At 39.7% G+C, this 17,270-nt stretch carries 18 protein-coding genes, 1 riboswitch and 1 other annotated feature; of the genes, 17 read left to right on the top strand and 1 reads right to left on the bottom strand.

Going from position 1 to position 17,270, the window contains the following annotated elements; genetic code table 11:
• Window positions 1–21 precede the first annotated feature (21 nt).
• The gene (locus tag AC58QM_RS17790) at window positions 22–1,578 is read left to right on the top strand and encodes an extracellular solute-binding protein (RefSeq protein ID WP_497286214.1); all 1,557 of its coding nucleotides are present in this window, start codon (window positions 22–24) and stop codon (window positions 1,576–1,578) included.
• Between the two features lie 150 nt (window positions 1,579–1,728).
• Entirely contained in the window at window positions 1,729–2,346 is a 618-nt protein-coding gene (locus AC58QM_RS17785) for an HD domain-containing protein (RefSeq protein WP_497286212.1), read from the top strand.
• 170 nt (window positions 2,347–2,516) lie between these two features.
• Here AC58QM_RS17785 and AC58QM_RS17780 read toward each other — a convergent pair whose 3' ends face one another.
• Complete coding sequence (locus tag AC58QM_RS17780; RefSeq protein WP_497286210.1) at window positions 2,517–3,110, bottom strand: hypothetical protein; 594 nt, start codon at window positions 3,108–3,110, stop codon at window positions 2,517–2,519.
• A 205-nt stretch (window positions 3,111–3,315) separates the two neighbouring features.
• Window positions 3,316–3,572 (top strand) — a binding site (T-box leader).
• 44 nt (window positions 3,573–3,616) lie between these two features.
• On the opposite strand from AC58QM_RS17780, the gene AC58QM_RS17775 reads away from it, so the two are divergent.
• The 15 genes from AC58QM_RS17775 (at window position 3,617) to AC58QM_RS17705 (ending at window position 17,202) form a co-directional block, all read left to right on the top strand.
• Window positions 3,617–4,618, top strand: a complete 1,002-nt coding sequence (locus AC58QM_RS17775; protein ID WP_497286208.1) for a tryptophan--tRNA ligase — start codon at window positions 3,617–3,619, stop codon at window positions 4,616–4,618.
• A 139-nt stretch (window positions 4,619–4,757) separates the two neighbouring features.
• On the top strand, window positions 4,758–5,228 hold the full coding sequence (locus AC58QM_RS17770; protein ID WP_497286206.1) for an NUDIX hydrolase: 471 nt from the start codon (window positions 4,758–4,760) through the stop codon (window positions 5,226–5,228).
• Window positions 5,229–5,365: 137 nt separating this feature from the next.
• The gene (locus tag AC58QM_RS17765; RefSeq protein ID WP_497286204.1) at window positions 5,366–7,150 is read left to right on the top strand and encodes a copper amine oxidase N-terminal domain-containing protein; all 1,785 of its coding nucleotides are present in this window, start codon (window positions 5,366–5,368) and stop codon (window positions 7,148–7,150) included.
• A gap of 281 nt (window positions 7,151–7,431) precedes the next feature.
• Complete coding sequence (locus tag AC58QM_RS17760) at window positions 7,432–8,577, top strand: FtsW/RodA/SpoVE family cell cycle protein (protein WP_497286202.1); 1,146 nt, start codon at window positions 7,432–7,434, stop codon at window positions 8,575–8,577.
• Window positions 8,578–8,779: 202 nt separating this feature from the next.
• Window positions 8,780–9,493 (top strand): polysaccharide deacetylase family protein, encoded by a 714-nt coding sequence (locus AC58QM_RS17755; RefSeq protein ID WP_497286200.1) that lies wholly within the window; start codon window positions 8,780–8,782, stop codon window positions 9,491–9,493.
• A gap of 40 nt (window positions 9,494–9,533) precedes the next feature.
• Window positions 9,534–10,085 (top strand): ATP-binding protein, encoded by a 552-nt coding sequence (locus AC58QM_RS17750; RefSeq protein WP_497286198.1) that lies wholly within the window; start codon window positions 9,534–9,536, stop codon window positions 10,083–10,085.
• Window positions 10,086–10,249: 164 nt separating this feature from the next.
• Window positions 10,250–10,891: an HAD family hydrolase gene (locus tag AC58QM_RS17745; protein WP_497286197.1), complete on the top strand. Its 642-nt coding sequence runs from the start codon at window positions 10,250–10,252 to the stop codon at window positions 10,889–10,891.
• A gap of 333 nt (window positions 10,892–11,224) precedes the next feature.
• Window positions 11,225–11,740 (top strand): GyrI-like domain-containing protein, encoded by a 516-nt coding sequence (locus tag AC58QM_RS17740; RefSeq protein WP_497286195.1) that lies wholly within the window; start codon window positions 11,225–11,227, stop codon window positions 11,738–11,740.
• Between the two features lie 120 nt (window positions 11,741–11,860).
• Window positions 11,861–11,939, top strand: a riboswitch (ZMP/ZTP riboswitch).
• Window positions 11,940–11,997: 58 nt separating this feature from the next.
• Window positions 11,998–12,612 (top strand): DJ-1/PfpI family protein, encoded by a 615-nt coding sequence (locus AC58QM_RS17735; RefSeq protein WP_497286193.1) that lies wholly within the window; start codon window positions 11,998–12,000, stop codon window positions 12,610–12,612.
• A gap of 113 nt (window positions 12,613–12,725) precedes the next feature.
• Complete coding sequence (locus AC58QM_RS17730; protein WP_497286191.1) at window positions 12,726–13,088, top strand: hypothetical protein; 363 nt, start codon at window positions 12,726–12,728, stop codon at window positions 13,086–13,088.
• Window positions 13,089–13,272: 184 nt separating this feature from the next.
• Window positions 13,273–14,250, top strand: coding sequence for a phosphotransferase enzyme family protein (locus AC58QM_RS17725; RefSeq protein ID WP_497286189.1), 978 nt, complete (start codon window positions 13,273–13,275; stop codon window positions 14,248–14,250).
• Between the two features lie 209 nt (window positions 14,251–14,459).
• Window positions 14,460–15,386 (top strand): phosphotransferase family protein, encoded by a 927-nt coding sequence (locus AC58QM_RS17720; protein ID WP_497286187.1) that lies wholly within the window; start codon window positions 14,460–14,462, stop codon window positions 15,384–15,386.
• An 88-nt stretch (window positions 15,387–15,474) separates the two neighbouring features.
• Complete coding sequence (locus AC58QM_RS17715) at window positions 15,475–15,978, top strand: DinB family protein (RefSeq protein ID WP_497286186.1); 504 nt, start codon at window positions 15,475–15,477, stop codon at window positions 15,976–15,978.
• A gap of 10 nt (window positions 15,979–15,988) precedes the next feature.
• Window positions 15,989–16,861, top strand: a complete 873-nt coding sequence (locus AC58QM_RS17710) for a serine/threonine protein kinase (RefSeq protein WP_497286184.1) — start codon at window positions 15,989–15,991, stop codon at window positions 16,859–16,861.
• Window positions 16,862–17,016: 155 nt separating this feature from the next.
• Complete coding sequence (locus AC58QM_RS17705) at window positions 17,017–17,202, top strand: hypothetical protein (RefSeq protein WP_497286182.1); 186 nt, start codon at window positions 17,017–17,019, stop codon at window positions 17,200–17,202.
• Window positions 17,203–17,270: the final 68 nt, after the last annotated feature.

The raw sequence follows: 17,270 nt of genomic DNA, 5'->3' as shown, positions 1-17,270 counted from the left end.
TTTATGGGAGATGAGTTAAAAATGAAAAACGGTGAAACCAACTTGTTACAAAAACAAAAAACGCTTCTCGTTTTATCTACAATGGTTGCCTTCTTTTCCCTTACAGTAGCCTGTTCCTCAACGCCATCTTCGGCTCCAGATAAGGAGGGCGTGTCGACTCCGAAAGAAGATAGCAAAGCACCAGCGAAGCCTACCGAGATTAAAATCATGACAGACTTCACGATCACCCAGCCTCCGGGTACTGATAATCCGGTTCTGAAAGAATTCGAGAAAAGAACGAATACCAAGCTGACGGTCCAATGGATCCCGGGGAGTGATTATGGGGACCGTGTCAATGTGGCACTGGCTGCAGGCGATATTGCAGATTTGATTAAAATTCCAGATATCACGACAGCTTTATTCCGTCAAATGGTGAAGCAGGGAGCATTCTGGGATCTGACGCCATATATCAAAGATTATCCGAACCTAGTGTCCATTAATCCAAAAACGTGGAGCAATACTAAAATTGATGGCAAAAGTTATGCCATTCCTGCTGGGCGGCCTTTGGATGGAGGCGGATTCTTCGATATTCGTAAAGATTGGCTGGATAAACTTGGGCTGAAGATGCCAACGAATATGGATGAGCTATATACCGTGATGAAGGCATTTAAGGAGAATGCGCCAGATGGTAAAAAGGATACAATTGGTTATACGATGCGAGGATCCGCAACCATAGACGAAGTATTCTTAGGGACAGTTGGCATGTGGAAGGCCGTCGATGGTAAACTGGTTAATATGTATCTAGAACCGGAAATGAGAGAATCACTAATTTACCAGCGCAAACTGTACCAAGAAGGCTTAATTCCGCAAGACTTTCCTGTATTGAAAGAAAATCAATATTGGGAACTCGCTACAAGTGGTAGAGCCGGAATTACGATTGAAACACCGGAGGCGCTGTTTAGATATACCATGGACCAGTGGAAAAAAGATCCGAAGGTAGAGTGGACGCCGATGATCTCCTTAGCTCCAAAAGCCGGAGGTAAAGCCTACGTACCTCAAAGTACAGGCATGAATGGTGTACTGGCGATACCAAAATCCGTCCCGGAAGACAAGATGAAGGCTATTTTAAAATTCGTGAATTACGGTTCTGGTGGTGAAGGGCTGGATTTAACATTGTACGGAATTAAAGATGTTCATTATACGCTTACGGATGGTTTAAAAGTGTCTAATGATAAAGCGGTGGCAGACAGCGTAGGAACGGCAACGTGGGGCAAAATGTTCAGTACGCCTGTCGTTGATTTATGGCAATATGCGGCTGGTATGCCCAAAGAGACATATCAGAGAAACATGAAAATCACAGAGGAAAGAGCGAAGATTTCCATCGGAAATCCGGCGATTGGGCTCGTGTCCAATACCGATATCAAGATCGGAGCGGACTACAAGAAAAAAATAGCTGACATGAAAACGCAAGTCATCATTGGAAAAATTACATTAGAAGATTGGGATAAATATATAGACTCCCTTAAAAAGGATGTCAACTACCAAAAGATTACCGAAGAATTCAATATCGAGTACAAAAATCGTCTAGCTCAAAAGTAAAACTAATCTATAGAATTTCACACAATAAACAGGGAACAGACTGCCTTAGCAGATGCTCTCTGTTTTTATTTATTCATGTTCTTGTAAAGTTAAAAGGGTAATAAAACATGGTATAATTTACCTATAAGTTTAGAGGGGGTAGAAATTTTAGTGTTTTCCCGTATTACACAGTTAATTGATTTTCTTTCAGTACTAGACAAATTTAAAACGATTGAACGTAAAACCTATGTTTCGAACACGGCTCGGCGTGAAAATGATGCAGAACATACTTGGCATATGTGCATGTTTGCTCTTTTGTTACATAAGGAAATTGGGTATGAAGTTAACTTAGAAAAAACATTCAAATTGATTCTAATTCACGATTTAGTTGAGATTTATGCTGGTGATACATTTACTCATGATATAAAGGCACGCGTTGGGAAAAAGGTAAGAGAGGATGAAGCTGCTGAGATTCTATTTGCACAGCTCCCAGAAGATTTCCGAAATGAATTCAATGAGTTATGGGAAGAGTTTGAATCAGGAGAAACACTCGAATCACGATTCGTTAAGACAATAGACAAGATGCAGGCTTTTGCTCAGAATGTTAATACAAAGGGAATGGTTTGGAAAGAAAATCAAATTGCACCTGAGAAGATTGTAGCTTATAACGAAAGCTGGAGACATCATAATAATTCTTTTTCGAAAATATTTAATCATCTATGGGGTTTAGCAAACAAAGAAGGCTATCTGTATGATTCCAAACCCAAAGCGGTTAATGAATTAAGCTAACTCGCATTATCCATTTCAAAGCTGATCGTAAGTGTAGTTATCCCTTTGACATCTAAAGAGGCGGGAATAGGCGAATTATCAAAGGCAGAGTTAAATTATAAAAAAGAAAAAGAACCGCGACGTAGCACGGTTCTTCACGATGGCAAGTACGATATTACCCAACTTATTAATCATGAGGACGATGTCGTATTTGCAGCCTTTAATGATTTTAGTAGTTTCACGCAGAGTGTGAGCATAGCAATTGGAACGAGGAAGACAGATAGAAGCGATAGGGGCAATACTGTTGCAAAATAAGCAATGGGCAGGGTGATGCCACTAATGATGAACAATAATGCCATCCATCGCGACAACTTGCCAAGTATCAGCGACAATCCGAACAAGAAAATCCCTAACCCATTCAAACACACGGCGGAGTATGCACCATCCTTGAGTGGTTGCGGCGTATTATGCCAGTCAATAATCCCAGGTTGGAATCGCTCCAAGACCGGTCCTGCGAAATTGTGTGCAAAACCAAAGCCAGTTGACCAGACAATGCCAAGTATGGCAACCATAAAGCTAATCAAGCCGAATGTGCCCAACTGCTTTGATTGAAATAAATAAATAGCGAGAAGACCAAAAATAGTAGTCGCATTGATTGCAGTAGCTGTAACATCCATAATATGGGATTTTTCAATGAAACCCCCTGCAAGGTAGACTAAAATAGTTAGAATCGAGGATATTACACCAACAATTGCGAATGTTTTAACTACTTGATTTTCAAACACCACACCTGCCACCCCCAACCAAATTATGTATTCGGTTTGAGTGTATTCGGGTAACGTTAGTTCAATGACAATCATAGCCCCAAAAAAGGTGGTTTTCTTTTGCCTAATAAATCAACATTTAATAATAACAGAGCATTGATTTAAGTTTATCACCTAGTATTTGACAATATCTAAATTGTGTTGTAAAAATGAAGTAATACAATATTACTTTGCGATGATGAAGAGAGTAAACATAACGAATACTCCAGAGAGCTGATGGTCGGTGTGAATCAGCGTAGGGATTATGTTGAAGTGGGCTTCTGAGCATCCAAACCGAAAATTCATTGAGTAGGCTTTGGCGAAAGTCTCATCGTTACAAGAGACACGCATTCAAACATATGGCATGTTTCGATGCGTTAGAGTGAGTCCAAATTGATATTTGGGCTAATTAAGGTGGTATCACGGGGTAATCTCGTCCTTTCAAGGATGAGATTACCCCTTTTTGTTGTATTCTGAGGAGGGATAACATGACAACTGAAATTGTTCTAACAGGTATTAAGCCCACTGGTAAAGTCCATTTAGGGAACTACATCGCTGCAATAAAACCTGCACTTCAAATCGCAAAAGAAAGTGATTGCATCGCACTTTTCTTTATTGCTGACTATCACGCATTAACATTTATTCAGAACAGAGACGAGTTCAATGATCTGTCTTATGGTATCGCAGCAACCTGGTTGGCATTAGGGCTAGATCCAGATAGAGTTATTTTTTATAGACAATCAGATGTTCCAGAGATATTCGAACTTAATTGGATATTGTCTTGTCTGACATCCAAGGGATTAATGAATCGTGCACATGCGTATAAAGCAATGATTGATCAAAATCAGCACCTGGGATTGGATATGGACACGGGAGTTAATATGGGCTTGTTCACATACCCGATATTAATGACAGCTGATATTTTGTTATTTCAATCTGACAAAGTTCCTGTTGGTAAAGATCAGATTCAACATGTTGAAATCGCAAGAGATATCGCAGAAGGCTTCAACCGAAACTATGGAGAAACATTCAAATTGCCTAACTATATGGTGGATGAAAACACGTATGTAATTCCTGGACTTGATGGTAGAAAAATGAGTAAGAGCTACAGTAATACCATACCTCTTTTTGAAACAACTGATGACTTGAAAAAACTAATAAACAAAATTAAAACAGATTCTATACCTCCTAACGAGCCCAAAGATCCAGATACTTCTACTGTGTTTTTATTGTACAAAACATTTGCTAACCCAAGCCAAATTCAAGAATTAAGGGATAAATATCAAAAAGGCATTAGTTGGGGAGAAGCAAAGCAAGAACTGTTCCGGGTCATGAATGATTATTTAGAAGAACCGCGAAAAAGATACAATGAGTTAATGGCATCACCAGAAATAATTGACAGCATCCTGTTGGAAGGAGCAAAGAAAGCAAGAGCTTTAGCAGCGCCTCTACTTGAGAGTGTAAAAACGAAGATAGGACGCTATAAATAGTTATCCCTTTTGACGAACGGCATTAGTTGAGATAAGAGTGAAGGGAATCAGTAAAGAGGGGGAATAGAGACACGAATGGGGCTCTTTTCTTGATTAGGATGGTACAATATTATATAGGCTAACGTTATGGAGGGTAAATATGGAAGGTGATCCAAACTATATTCGTTTTATTCGAGAAAAGGTCGGGAATGATTTAATATTTCTTAACTTTTCAGGAGGCATTATTTCCAATGAAAAAAATGAAGTTTTATTGCAAAAACGAGGAGATAGCTATGCTTGGGGATTTCCAGGCGGAGCAATGGAACTTGGGGAATCAGCTGAGGAAACAGCAATTCGTGAAATTTATGAAGAAACTGGATTAACAGTGAACGTTGAACATTTAATCGGAATATATACCAAATATTTCGAGAAATACCCAAATGGCGATGAAGCTCAAACCATTGCTTTCTTCTTTCAGTGCAAATTAGTTCGTGGAGAGCTAGTTGCAGACGGGACAGAAACAGTAGAAGTAAGATTTTTTGCTATTGAGGATTTACCGCCGCTTTTTAATAAACAACACGAAGATGCTTTGAAAGACTGGCTATCCAATAAATTAGGCAATTTTAGATAGTTTTATTGAGTTAAAGAGTATTTGATAGGATTTGACTATATAGACCCATGTTTTTGTTATAGAGCGTGAATCGCAACTTTTGGCTTGATCATATGTCTAATGGATTATAATACAAAAAAAGGAAATTGAGGTGAACAATGAAACGACTTAAGAAATTCATCGCAGTTGTGATCGCAAGTACAGGTATACTTGCTGCAATGCCGCTTCCAAGTATTCATGCGGACCAAGCAGCGGCAAATGCTTCATCCGACTCCGCGATAATATCGATTAAGGAGCAAGGAGATCGTTTTTTATTTGGCAAAACGAAGACGGTGGAGGAGTTGGGGTATCAGTCCGGCTTTTATATGAGATCAATACACTCGTTCTGGGATGGCAGTAAAGCGATATTCGTTAATAACCAAAACCCAACAACATCGGTACTTTCCAATAATGCTAACGGAGAGTTAGTCGAATTTTTGATTATGGTACTGCAAAATAGTTCGAGTGGATCAGCCAATATACCGGTTCCAGCAGCAGCGGAGCGTCGGGGAAGAGGACTGTCCGCTGTAGCTAAGGATGAGAAGGAACGATATTGGACTATTAAAAAAGGCGTGATCGACGACCCCATCGCCACACCACGCGGTGAGAAGATCCAGAGGATGCGTTCCCTCCAGCTTCTTCGCTTTGGTTGGCATGAGTCGAACGGCCCGGTGACGATCGATTTGGCGGAGGCTCTAGGACAGGCGGGAAATCCGAATCAGTATGTGTTCGACGTTCAGTTTGGCGGTGGAGTCTTATATGTGACTCTAAACTCGCTTTCAGGCGGGAAGGTTCAAATGGCAGCAGTTGACCCAGATTCTAATCAGATCCTATATACGTTACCGGTAAATAATAATGTCAACGTCATTCCAATGAAGGACGGAAAGTTAGCCTTGCAAGATCAAGGGACAGTAACCATATATACTGCAAAGGGGAAGGAAGATAAAAGCATTCGACTCTCCGAGTTGTCCCCGCTTTTGACCGGATTGGAACCTGTCATATTTACTTCAATCAGTGGCGGTGACGGATACGTGATGGAAAAAGGTAACCGTTGGTTCACTTTAAACGAGGGCTTTTCCAAGGTGCTGTCACAAAGTCCCCGCCAGGGTAATTTTCCAATTGAGTGTCCAAATTGCCCTGGATATGAAAGATGGTTGCCAGTGAATGCTACACAGTATCTATATGTGAAGGATCAGTCCGGTATGAGATTGAAACAATACGATTCTGTGAAAATTAACTTTTTTGGAGAGCAACTGCTGACTGACGTTCCAGCGTATCTAGACGTCGAAGAAGGGCGTGTTTGGGTGCCGCTGCGTGCAATGACGGAAGCGATGGGCTACAAGGTTGGTTACGACGAGGAGCTCAGGCAGATCACTCTTGAGTTGCCTGACCGAATGCTCACGATTAATCAAGACAATCCACAGATTGAAATGAGGACGATCCAGGAATATGGGCGAACCTATGTCAGCATTCGCCAGCTATCTGAGTTGCTTGGAAAGCCTGTAGAGTGGGAGCAGGATAGCTATACAGTCTTTGTTGCCAAGGGAGATATATTACGTCCGAAAGTCCCTGTGCAACTTTTGGAGGACTGGGATGAGCTTCGGGAAGGGCTTCAGAAAGTGGATGATCTCGTCGCTATTTCGTACACGCAAGCTCAGATAAAGGAGATTTGGGCCAAACAAACACAAGAGGATCACAGAGCGGTTTTACAATCTTTCGTCAAGTTAACGTTACAGAAAGAAGTAGAGTCCATATTGACGCTAAGTGATCAAGATGGTCACTTATGGATTGGAGTTATTACGAAGGACGGCTTCGTATATAAGATTCATATGTTGAATCGTAAGGATTACGAAGGAAGCTTCTGGCTAGTAATGGCTTATGGAGAGCTCGTGCTAAATAAGTAATCCGAAATATGATTCTGATTTAACATCATAAACAGGGAGCAGTTTGCCGCGGCAGCTGCGCCCTGTTTTTCATTTAATTAACGGGAATTCGTGCAACAAAAGTTCTAAATACCGTACTGGATACGTTCTATATTTACAAGAAAGTAATTTAAGGAAAATTTAATAAATACCCCACTTTTTATTTAACTGTATTTCTTATACTTAGATGTAGCTTACTTAACATATCCAGAAATAGGTGATTCATTATTGAGAATATTCTCGGAGGAACACAATTTGCATTCATGTTAAAAAGAATAATTAAAGGGCTAGATGGCATTATTTTGTTGCTGATGCTCGTCTTAATGATCATAAGTATATTCTGCATCTATAGCGCAACAAGGACTAATCCAGATTTTTCCCAATCCTATATTAAAATGATGTATTTTTACGGCTTAGGCTTTATGGTCTTATTTATCATGCTATTTTTTAACTATAAACTCTTATTACGCTTTTCACCCATATACTATTTCATTGGTGTGGGACTGTTGGTCTTATTATTTTTTAAAGGGGATACGCTCAACAATGCACAGGGGTGGTTCATTCTTCCTGGTGGGATTGGCTTTCAACCGGCAGAACTGTGTAAGCTCATTTTAATCTTGTTTTTAGCGTATTTTCTATCTAAAAGAGAAGTCGACACACTAAGCCTGTTCAAAGAAATACTGCCTATGGGTTTTATAACCGTAGTTCCGTTTCTCTTGGTTCTAATGCAACCAGATCTCGGTAATTCCATTGCATATTTGGTTATTTTTATTGTGGTCTGTTGGTTCGGGCACATTAATTACAAGCATGCTTGGATTGGTCTAGTCATTATGATAATCGTGAGCGGAAGCTCGCTCTGGAGCTATATCAATTATCATGATGACATAAAGCAATTCATGGCATCCAAACATAAAGAGTACTGGCTGGATAGGGTAGATGCCGTCCTTTTGCCAGAGCAAGCTTCTGAAAAGGCAACATATCACATGAAACAAGCGATCAAAGCAATCGGATCGGGCTCGTTAGAAGGAGATGGCTATCTTCATGGAACTTCAGTCCAGAGTGGCCAGGTTCCCTATACCTATGCAGATTCCATATTCGTTGTAATTGCAGAAGAATTTGGATTTATAGGAGCATCAGCGATACTCTTCCTTTATTTTCTTCTCATTTATCGAATGATCATTATCGCTCTTAACATTCGAAGTCAAACAGGTATTTATATCATTGGTGGGATTTCTGCGATGTTTTTGTTTCAAGTTTTCGAAAACATCGGGATGCTGATCGGCATCATGCCAATTACGGGAATCACCCTTCCTTTTATCAGTTATGGAGGCACCTCGCTGTTGATTAATATGGTATCGATAGGCTTTGTGCTAAGTATAAAAATCTATGATGAGATAGATGTTGAATAGGGATCGTCGGCTGCTCTACAGTTAAACGGTCCCTTTTTGCTGCAGTATTCGGAAGACTTAACTTTTTGAAGTGGGGACGAACAAGAGGCAGTGAGAAAAAAAGGATATAACAATACATTGTGGAATACATCATTTGTAATGCGCAGCGGAGGAAAGTAAGATTTACTTCGTATTCTTTTGAAAGTATGGGAGGCTATGTGAATTGGGTCAACAATTAGCTAAAAAAATGTTTACGATGAGCTTTGATGATGGGACGATTCAGGACAGACGTTTTATTCATCTCATAGATACATATCATTTGAAATGTACTTTTAATTTGAACTCTGGATTATTTGGACAAGTACATACGATTGTGCACGAAGGCATTGAAGTCTGTCACGATGAAGTTCAAGCATCCGAAGTAAAAGAGTTGTATAACAATCATGAGATTGCGGTTCATACTGTAACCCATCCAAATTTACTTAATTGCTCGAGAGAGAAGATTATTGAGGAAGTTAATCAAGATTATATAAGTCTAACGGAACTTTCGGGTAAACCTATTATAGGTATGGCCTATCCAGGAGGTCCTTACTATAATGAATTTACTATTGATACAATCCTGAAAAATACGCCTATCCGTTACGCTCGAAATATTAATTCTCATAACTCTTTTATATTGCCAAGTAATTTCATGGAGTGGCAGCCAACCTGCCATCAAAATGATAAACAATTGATTCAACTTGCAGAAAAATTTATTGAAGCTGAAGCTCAAGAAGATATGCTGTTTTATGTATGGGGCCATAGCTTTGAATTTGATAAATATAAGAGTTGGGATAGTTTTGAGTATTTTTGTAAGATCATAAGCGGACGTAAGGATATTCGTTATATGACGAATGGCGAAGTTTATCATTATGTGACGCAACGTCACTTCGATTAACTACCAAATAAGGTATTAGATAGTTATCATGGAGGTTAATATGAAAAATAATATTCATATTCTGGGTGCTTCGGGCTCAGGTGCTACTACTCTTGGGAATGAATTGTCTTTGATATTGCCTCATAGTACTTTAGATGGTGACGATTTTTTTTGGATCGAGAAATTTACTAAACAGCGAGAACCCAAGGAAAGATTTCAGTTATTAAAAGAAGATCTTCGAAATAAAAAGCAATGGATTCTTACAGGAGCAGTATGTGGTTGGGGAGACGAGTTGAAATCAAACTTTGATCTAGTCATATTTATTTATACGCCTAGAGAGGTAAGGCTTCAAAGGTTAAAAGATAGGGAATTTCAAAGATATGGTCATGAAATATTACCTGGTGGAAGTAAGTACGAACAATCACAAGCTTTTTTAGAATGGGCATCCTTATATGATGAAGCTGGATTAGAAGTCAGAAGTAAGGCTTTACACGAACAATGGATGTCCGATTTAACTTGTCCAATACTGAGAATAGAAGGAGATTATACAGTAATAGAAAGAGTGAACATTGTTTTGGAATATTTGAATAAAAACGATAGTCCATTCAGCTAAACGTTCTTACCCTTGCACAGTTGGCGAACAACTCAGGTACAGCGCTTCTAGGCAATTGTTTTTAATATTCTTAAAATATTATCCATTTCCCCATAATTAAATTATTGTAAGCGGTTGCGTTTTGAAACGTAATGACTCCATAGCTGACAAAGGAGAACGAAACAATGAAAAAGTACATACTCTTCGATCATGATGGTGTTTTGGTTGATACTGAATTCTGGTATTACAAAGCGGGAGAACGTGCTCTGGCTGACATTGGATTTACCTTGGATAAAGATCAATACCTCCGCGACATGACCCAATCATTGGGCACTTGGGCCCAAGCTAGGGCGGCAGGTATTGATGAAAAGACCCTCAGCAAGCGGCGTGAGGTCCGCAACGTCTATTATCAGGAGTATCTAAGAACAGAAGCCATAGAGATTGAAGGCGTAGTTGAAACTCTAGCCGAACTTTCAAAGTATGTCCGTATGGCCATCGTGACGACTGCAAAGCGCGCAGATTTTCAACTTATTCATGAAAATCGCCAGATTATTCAATTCATGGAATTCATCCTTGTTCGCGAAGATTACGAGCACACCAAGCCGCACCCGGAACCATACTTGACCGGCCAAAAGCGCTTCGGAGCTACCAAAGAAGAGACCCTCGTTGTAGAGGATTCAAACAGAGGGTTGAACTCAGCCGTGGCGGCTGGTATCGACTGTGTTATTGTCCATAACGACTTCACAAAAACACATGACTTCTCTCAGGCCAGCTATCGAATCAAATCGCTGATTGAATTAAAGGATATTATCTTGAATATAACCTGAGAAAATAGCGTATATAATGAAATTTGATATTGAGCAAATAGTTCAAAGGCACAAATGTTTCTACATAAATTTCAATGAAACTGCCTGAGGAATCAGGCTTTTACTTTTTTGTAGGAGGTTTTTTGAATCAACAATGGATCATTCAAGTGTTACTCAACTCTCCAACCAAATAACCTTAATCCCATCCCCGTTTCCGGAGGGTGAATGAAAAAGGAATATATTTACAATGAAACAAATGTTCTGTATTATGATAGGGAAACATATCAAATAGAGATGATCTCCTATGAGTAGTGTAGTAATTCATGAATCAAGTGAGATTGGGGAGTGTATGCTTTGCAGGAAACAATAGCGATTGACTTGGTTGAAGTGGCGCCTTTCAAGACATTGGCTGTAAGGACGGGAATGACATCAGACAAGAACGGGACTAGGGTGGCATGGAGCAAGCTTACCGCTCAGGTCCCACTTGACGATACGCGACTTACGGACGTGCCTTCAGCGTATGTGTTCATTCCGCAGGAGCAATGGAGCAACAAAGTTGATACGCTTTGGGTAGGATTGGCGGTTCGTGAGTTTGGGGATGTACCGGATGGCATCGAGACTTTGGAGATTAGCGGTGGGCTTTGTGTGAGTGCAAAAGTATGCGGGAATGAGGCCCATATGTGGCGAGTATATGATGCGTTATTTGCATGGCTTGAACAGTCTCCTGATTATGAAATAGATCGGCGTCAAGGCGTATTTGGGATGGAGACAGTTCCGCTTGAACCGTTGAACGCTCTCACAGTTCCTTATTCAGAAATTGAAACATTTAACTTTGAAATGCTATACCCTATTCGTAAGAAGTCATCGTAGATTTATACGAAGAACTTTTGTTCAGAAAATTCATGTTATCTACAAAGAAAGGGCCGTCCTGTAAAGGATGGCCTTAAGGCTTGATAAAGTTAGATTTTCTAGATTATAATAAAGTAAATATTTGGTATGTGCGACTGGCGAAACGTGGAGTACCACGAGGAAGCATATATGTCATACGCCGTTCGCCTGGGCAAAGTATTTGGTCTAAGATCAGATGCTTTTTTTGTGCTTTTATATGAAAAGGACGGTGTTATGGAGTGAAAATAGCTTATATTCTTTTTGACAAGATGACAACATTGGATTTTGTTGGTTTTTATGAAGCGGTATCTTGGCTAAAAATTCTAAATGCTAAAGAAAATGTGTCTTGGGATCTCTGTGCAGCACGTGAGGAAATTACAGACGACCGTGGAATGACAATACAAATAAAGCATATCAGCCCAGATCTGTCTAAGTATGATTTGATATTTATACCCGGCGGGATGTCTACGAGAGAATTAAGATACGATACAGAGTTTGTATCTTGGATACAGACTGCTCGAGATGTGGAATACAAAGTATCTGTTTGCACAGGTGCTTTGCTGTTAGGTGCTGCAGGTTTCTTAACTGATAAAATGGCGACAACGAACCCTTCAGCTTACGATTTGTTGATTCCTTATTGCACAGCGGTTGTTAAGGCAAGGGTTGTACGCGATGGAAATATTTTTACTGGGGGAGGCGTTTCTGCTTCAATTGATCTGGGGTTGTACCTTGTTGAATCACTTACGAATATGGAAGTAGTAAAAAAGGTCCAAAAGATGATGGATTACCCTTACTATCAGGCGGGGCAATTGTCTACTATCTTCATGCCACACACGAGTGATGAATACTGTTAACAACGTCAGCGCGTTAAAGGAATTAAGAATTCACTGATGAAATTATAAGTAAATGATTTTCTCGATTGCAATAGGGAGCTATCGAATACTCAGACGGGTGGTGTTAAGTAACAATGTATATTAGATTTCATGGTAATTATAATAGTCCTAAGACTAAAAAACCTTTTGGTATTTTTGTAGTCATATATCACCTATATCGTGATGGAAGGCTTTCTGAAAGTGAGAGCAAGCTTTATCTCGACACCAAAGAATGGTTTGAAAAAAATTTACCCAACCCACCGTATTATGAAGATAATAATTCAATTAACGCTGTAACTTGGTTTAAAGATGATGGTAACACAGAAACCATGCTAGTTCATCTGGAACCTTTCTTTAGAATTGCTGAGAAACATCGAATAGAAATAATAAAATCTGTTTCCAGAGAACTTCCAGGTGTTCTTGCTTACGAGGATGAATATCAAGTTGGAGTTTTCTGATTTTCCGAGCTTAACTGAAACACAGATGAACAACAACCAGAAACGGTAGCCAGCCAATGAGCTGCTACCGTTTTCACATCTAACGGGTATGAATTTTCAATTAAAGACGTTTATTATTGACCAAAATCGATTGATTTGGATTAGAATTAGATTAATTACCTTTGGAGTGTGATCGAAGAAAACGATGGATAAGAATATTAAACATCTATTCAATCAAGATATATTGAGACAAGCCGCAGAACGTTATGGTATACGCGAAGACTCACTAATCGAATTAAATGGTTTTCAAAACTTCGTTTATTCTGGATTGGTTGGAGATCGTGAAGTTATACTCAGGATTGCTCATATTACACATCGGAATAAAGAATTAACGAAAGCGGAATTAGAGTTTATCATGTATCTGGCACAGTCTGGTGTAAAAGTAGCTAGTCCGATACAGTCTTTAACGGGTGATCTTCTTCATACAATTGATGATGCTTTTGTTGTGACAGCCTTTGAGAAAGCCCCTGGTAGAAACGCAAATATCGCTCGGGAGAGCAATACGTTTTATGAGAATATAGGTCAATTGGTGGGGAGAATACATAAAGTCTCACTTCACTATCCCCACAAACCATTACGCTATGAATGGCATGACAATGCTTTATTAGCTTCATTTAAAAACGATTGTCCGTCAGAATTATACAACAGTTTTGACCGATTAATTGGAGAAGTTAGCGCTCTTTCTAAGGATAAAAATACATACGGGCTTATTCATGGGGATGTAAGCTGTGGTAATTATTTAAATGATGGAGATAAGGCAAATATTATCGATTTTGACGAGGCGGAATATAGCTGGTTTGTGTCTGATATTGCTACACCATTATTTTATGAAATCCCTATTCCGTGGGTTGTGGATGGAGAGGTAAGAAAGGAGATTACAAAACGTTTTTTTTCTAACTTTTTAAACGGTTATTGTAAAGAAAATACGGTAAGTCAAGTATGGTTAAAGAAAATACCTTTATTTATCGATTTAAGACAAGCTAGAGTTTTATCCGCTTTATATAGAAGCAGAGATTTTAATGCTCCTGATTGGAGTGAATGGGATGAACAAGCTCGGCGCTTCTACTATTTCAACTTACTGAATAATACACCATATATTGATTTGGACTTTTCGCGAATGTAAAAACGAGCAGGAATGCTACAAATGATGCAGTACTTCTTAGCTTTATACAGATTGTGGATTCGTTCATTGTTCTGGAGGATTATGGAGAAATACGATTAATCTAAGGGGAACTATAAGTTGAGGCTGCTATGCTGGCTGTCTCGTTAAGCAATTGGGCAGAAAATTTGAAGAGGGACAATATATTACTACTGTGAAAAGGGGCTGAGACTATGACCGCGTATGAAAAACCAAATTTGGCCGTGAGTGAAATTGAGGCAGTGTTGCGAAAGCATTTTGGACCTGGTGCGGCCGAAATAACGACATTGACCGGGGGAAACTTGAGCAGCGTGTTTTCCTTTGTTCATGAATCCAATAGTTACGTCGTAAAATTCAGTGATTTGGAAGGCGCATATCAGACAGAAAGCTTTGTCTCTGACTTGCTGACGGGTCAAGGCATTACTTTTCCGAGATGCATAGCGCTAGGGAAAACCGGGTCGTTGACATATATCATCACTGAACGGATTAGCGGACGCAATCTAGCTGATTACACAGATGAGCAACAGGCCGCTCACTTACCTGAGCTTATCAGCATCTTGACCAAACTGGCTGCCGTGGACGTCGGATCTACGAACGGATATGGGTGGATCGGACCTGATGGCAATGGAACTTACGCATCCTGGAAAGACTTCGTCATTGCCTGCAACGCGGAGGATCAGTCGGGGACATTCTGGGAGAACTGGCACGACCTTTATCGAACTTCTTTCTTAGAGCGAGACGTTTATGAAGAAATCTATAACCGCTTGCTGAGCTACATCTCGTATAACGAACCGCACAGAGGTTTTATCCACGGGGACTTTCATCAGTGGAATATCTTGTCGGATGGTGAGTGTATTACCGGCATCATTGACGGCAACTGTATATACGGCGACTCCCTCGTGGACCTTGCGATTCTCGATCGGCATATGCCGAGGAGCGGTGTCATTCAGGCATACCAAGATTTCCAAGCCAAATGTGGTATCACGATACCAAACTTCAAAGCTCGGCTAATTGGCGCTTATTATTTCAAGGGACTCGACGCACTACGTTTCTATGCGAAGATGGGATGGAAAGATGCCTATCAAGGCACACGGCATTTTCTTCTTAACCTCGAGAGCTAATCGAAAAAATGAAAGTGGAGTTGCTTCTTAGGCATTTAACTAACTGATGAAAATTTGTTCAAAGAAAATATGGGAGTGTGAAGTATTTTTGGATAGTTCAAATATCGTAATTGATCATCTCTTGAGGAAATACAAAGCAGACCAGAAATGGACTCGCATAGTGATCGAGCAGTTATCTGAAGAGGATATTTCCTGGTCACCGACACCAGAGAGTAACAGTATAAGTAATTTGATTGCACACATATCTGGGGCGGCGCGATATTGGTTTGATGCCGCATACTTCGGTGCTCCATTGAACGCATACAGGAGCATTGAATTCGAACGTGGGTTACAAATGTCGAAAGATCAGGCACTAGAAATTTCAAAGAAATCATATGACTGCATCATTGCTGTTCTTGAAATTATGAAAGCGAATCCTGAGCGACTGTTGGAACAGCCATATTTAAATTACCCACCGTTCGACTCCGCAGCCTTGAACAATCAATCTACCGTTCTAGAAATGCTTTTACATCAATTCAGACATTTACCTAGTCATACGGGACAAATCATATACATAGCAAAAATGAGAAAAGGGAATTTAGTGTGGGAGTGAAACTTCGAAAATGAGTGATGTTTTAGATGTAAAATTTGACGATGTTATGTTCCAGTTACAAGAAGAACATGATTTTAATTGGCTTGCAAAGTTAGGACGTGTATTTGAAGTTTTTGATCAGCAGGATTCTGGTAATATAAGCTTTGGTATAGAAAATAATAATAAAAGATTCTTCGTCAAATATGCTGGTGCAAAAAGTACAGCATATTCGGGTGAACCTAAAGAAGCTATAAATAATTTGAAAAGTGCCATATCACTTTATAGTGAGTTAAGTCATCCTTCTCTCATTAAATTAATTGATCATTTTGAAGTTGGCTCTGGCTACGCAGCAGTATTCGAATGGTTTGAAGGGGAATCCCTTCACCCGCACTGGTCTTTTCCGCCCCCAGCAAAGTACAATGATCCTAATTCCCCATTTTATAGATATAAACAGTTATCTCTAGAACAAAGATTAATCTCATTAGGTCACATTTATTCCTTTCATGAATTAGTTGAGGAAAAGGGATTTGTAGCCATCGATTTTTATGATGGGAGTTTGTTATACGATTTTTCCAAAAACGAGACTAAAATATGTGACATTGATCTATATCAAAAAAGGCCATATTACAATTCAATGGGGAGATTATGGGGTTCCTCCCGATTTATGTCCCCTGAAGAGTTTTCTTTCGGTGCTGAGATTGATGGATGCACTAATGTATTTACCATGGGAGAAACAGCGTTTGCTTTGCTTGGAGGAGAGTGTGATCGGTCTTTTGAACATTGGGAAGCTGGAAAGGAACTCTATGACATAGCGTTAAGGGCTGTAGATCCAAGCCGAAATAACAGGTATTCGAGAGTATCAGAATTCAAATCTGCATGGGATTTGGCAGTTAGTAGGCGCTAATAGGATCAGTTAAGGGAACTGCTTTTCTGCTCAAAGTAACATCTAGACCTTTATACGAACCAAGATATCATTTGAGGGGCTTGCATCGCAGCAACGCCTCTTTTTGTTTATAATAGAAATGGGCAGGTTTGTTTAATAAAGAAAGGGTGGTAGATATGAAAAAGTACAATTTTATTCGTCCGATCATGCTGATTGTGGTTGCACTCCTAACGAAAAGCTTGGTTACTAATCTTTGTATGTTGCTGGGAGTAGAATCCGAGTTAGCCAAAACCATTGGTTTCGGTGCGATGGTCATCGCAGCGCTCGTGGTATTTTCCAGAAACCGAAAAAGTCCGAAATAGGATTTGCTCCGCGCGCTCAGGAAGTGATAATGTGACTTATCCTATTTTTTATGCTGATGAAAATGACT

The organism is Paenibacillus sp. J22P165, from assembly GCF_059692015.1.
This window is presented reverse-complemented; position numbering and strand designations above follow the sequence as displayed.

Coding starts and splice junctions, on each gene's coding strand:
- AC58QM_RS17760 (WP_497286202.1), top strand. CDS start 7,432: ATGTTAAAAAGAATAATTAAAGGGCTAGATGGCATTATTTTGTTGCTG.
- AC58QM_RS17775 (WP_497286208.1), top strand. CDS start 3,617: ATGACAACTGAAATTGTTCTAACAGGTATTAAGCCCACTGGTAAAGTC.
- AC58QM_RS17730 (WP_497286191.1), top strand. CDS start 12,726: ATGTATATTAGATTTCATGGTAATTATAATAGTCCTAAGACTAAAAAA.
- AC58QM_RS17765 (WP_497286204.1), top strand. CDS start 5,366: ATGAAACGACTTAAGAAATTCATCGCAGTTGTGATCGCAAGTACAGGT.
- AC58QM_RS17720 (WP_497286187.1), top strand. CDS start 14,460: ATGACCGCGTATGAAAAACCAAATTTGGCCGTGAGTGAAATTGAGGCA.
- AC58QM_RS17725 (WP_497286189.1), top strand. CDS start 13,273: ATGGATAAGAATATTAAACATCTATTCAATCAAGATATATTGAGACAA.
- AC58QM_RS17745 (WP_497286197.1), top strand. CDS start 10,250: ATGAAAAAGTACATACTCTTCGATCATGATGGTGTTTTGGTTGATACT.
- AC58QM_RS17705 (WP_497286182.1), top strand. CDS start 17,017: ATGAAAAAGTACAATTTTATTCGTCCGATCATGCTGATTGTGGTTGCA.
- AC58QM_RS17790 (WP_497286214.1), top strand. CDS start 22: ATGAAAAACGGTGAAACCAACTTGTTACAAAAACAAAAAACGCTTCTC.
- AC58QM_RS17750 (WP_497286198.1), top strand. CDS start 9,534: ATGAAAAATAATATTCATATTCTGGGTGCTTCGGGCTCAGGTGCTACT.
- AC58QM_RS17770 (WP_497286206.1), top strand. CDS start 4,758: ATGGAAGGTGATCCAAACTATATTCGTTTTATTCGAGAAAAGGTCGGG.
- AC58QM_RS17710 (WP_497286184.1), top strand. CDS start 15,989: ATGAGTGATGTTTTAGATGTAAAATTTGACGATGTTATGTTCCAGTTA.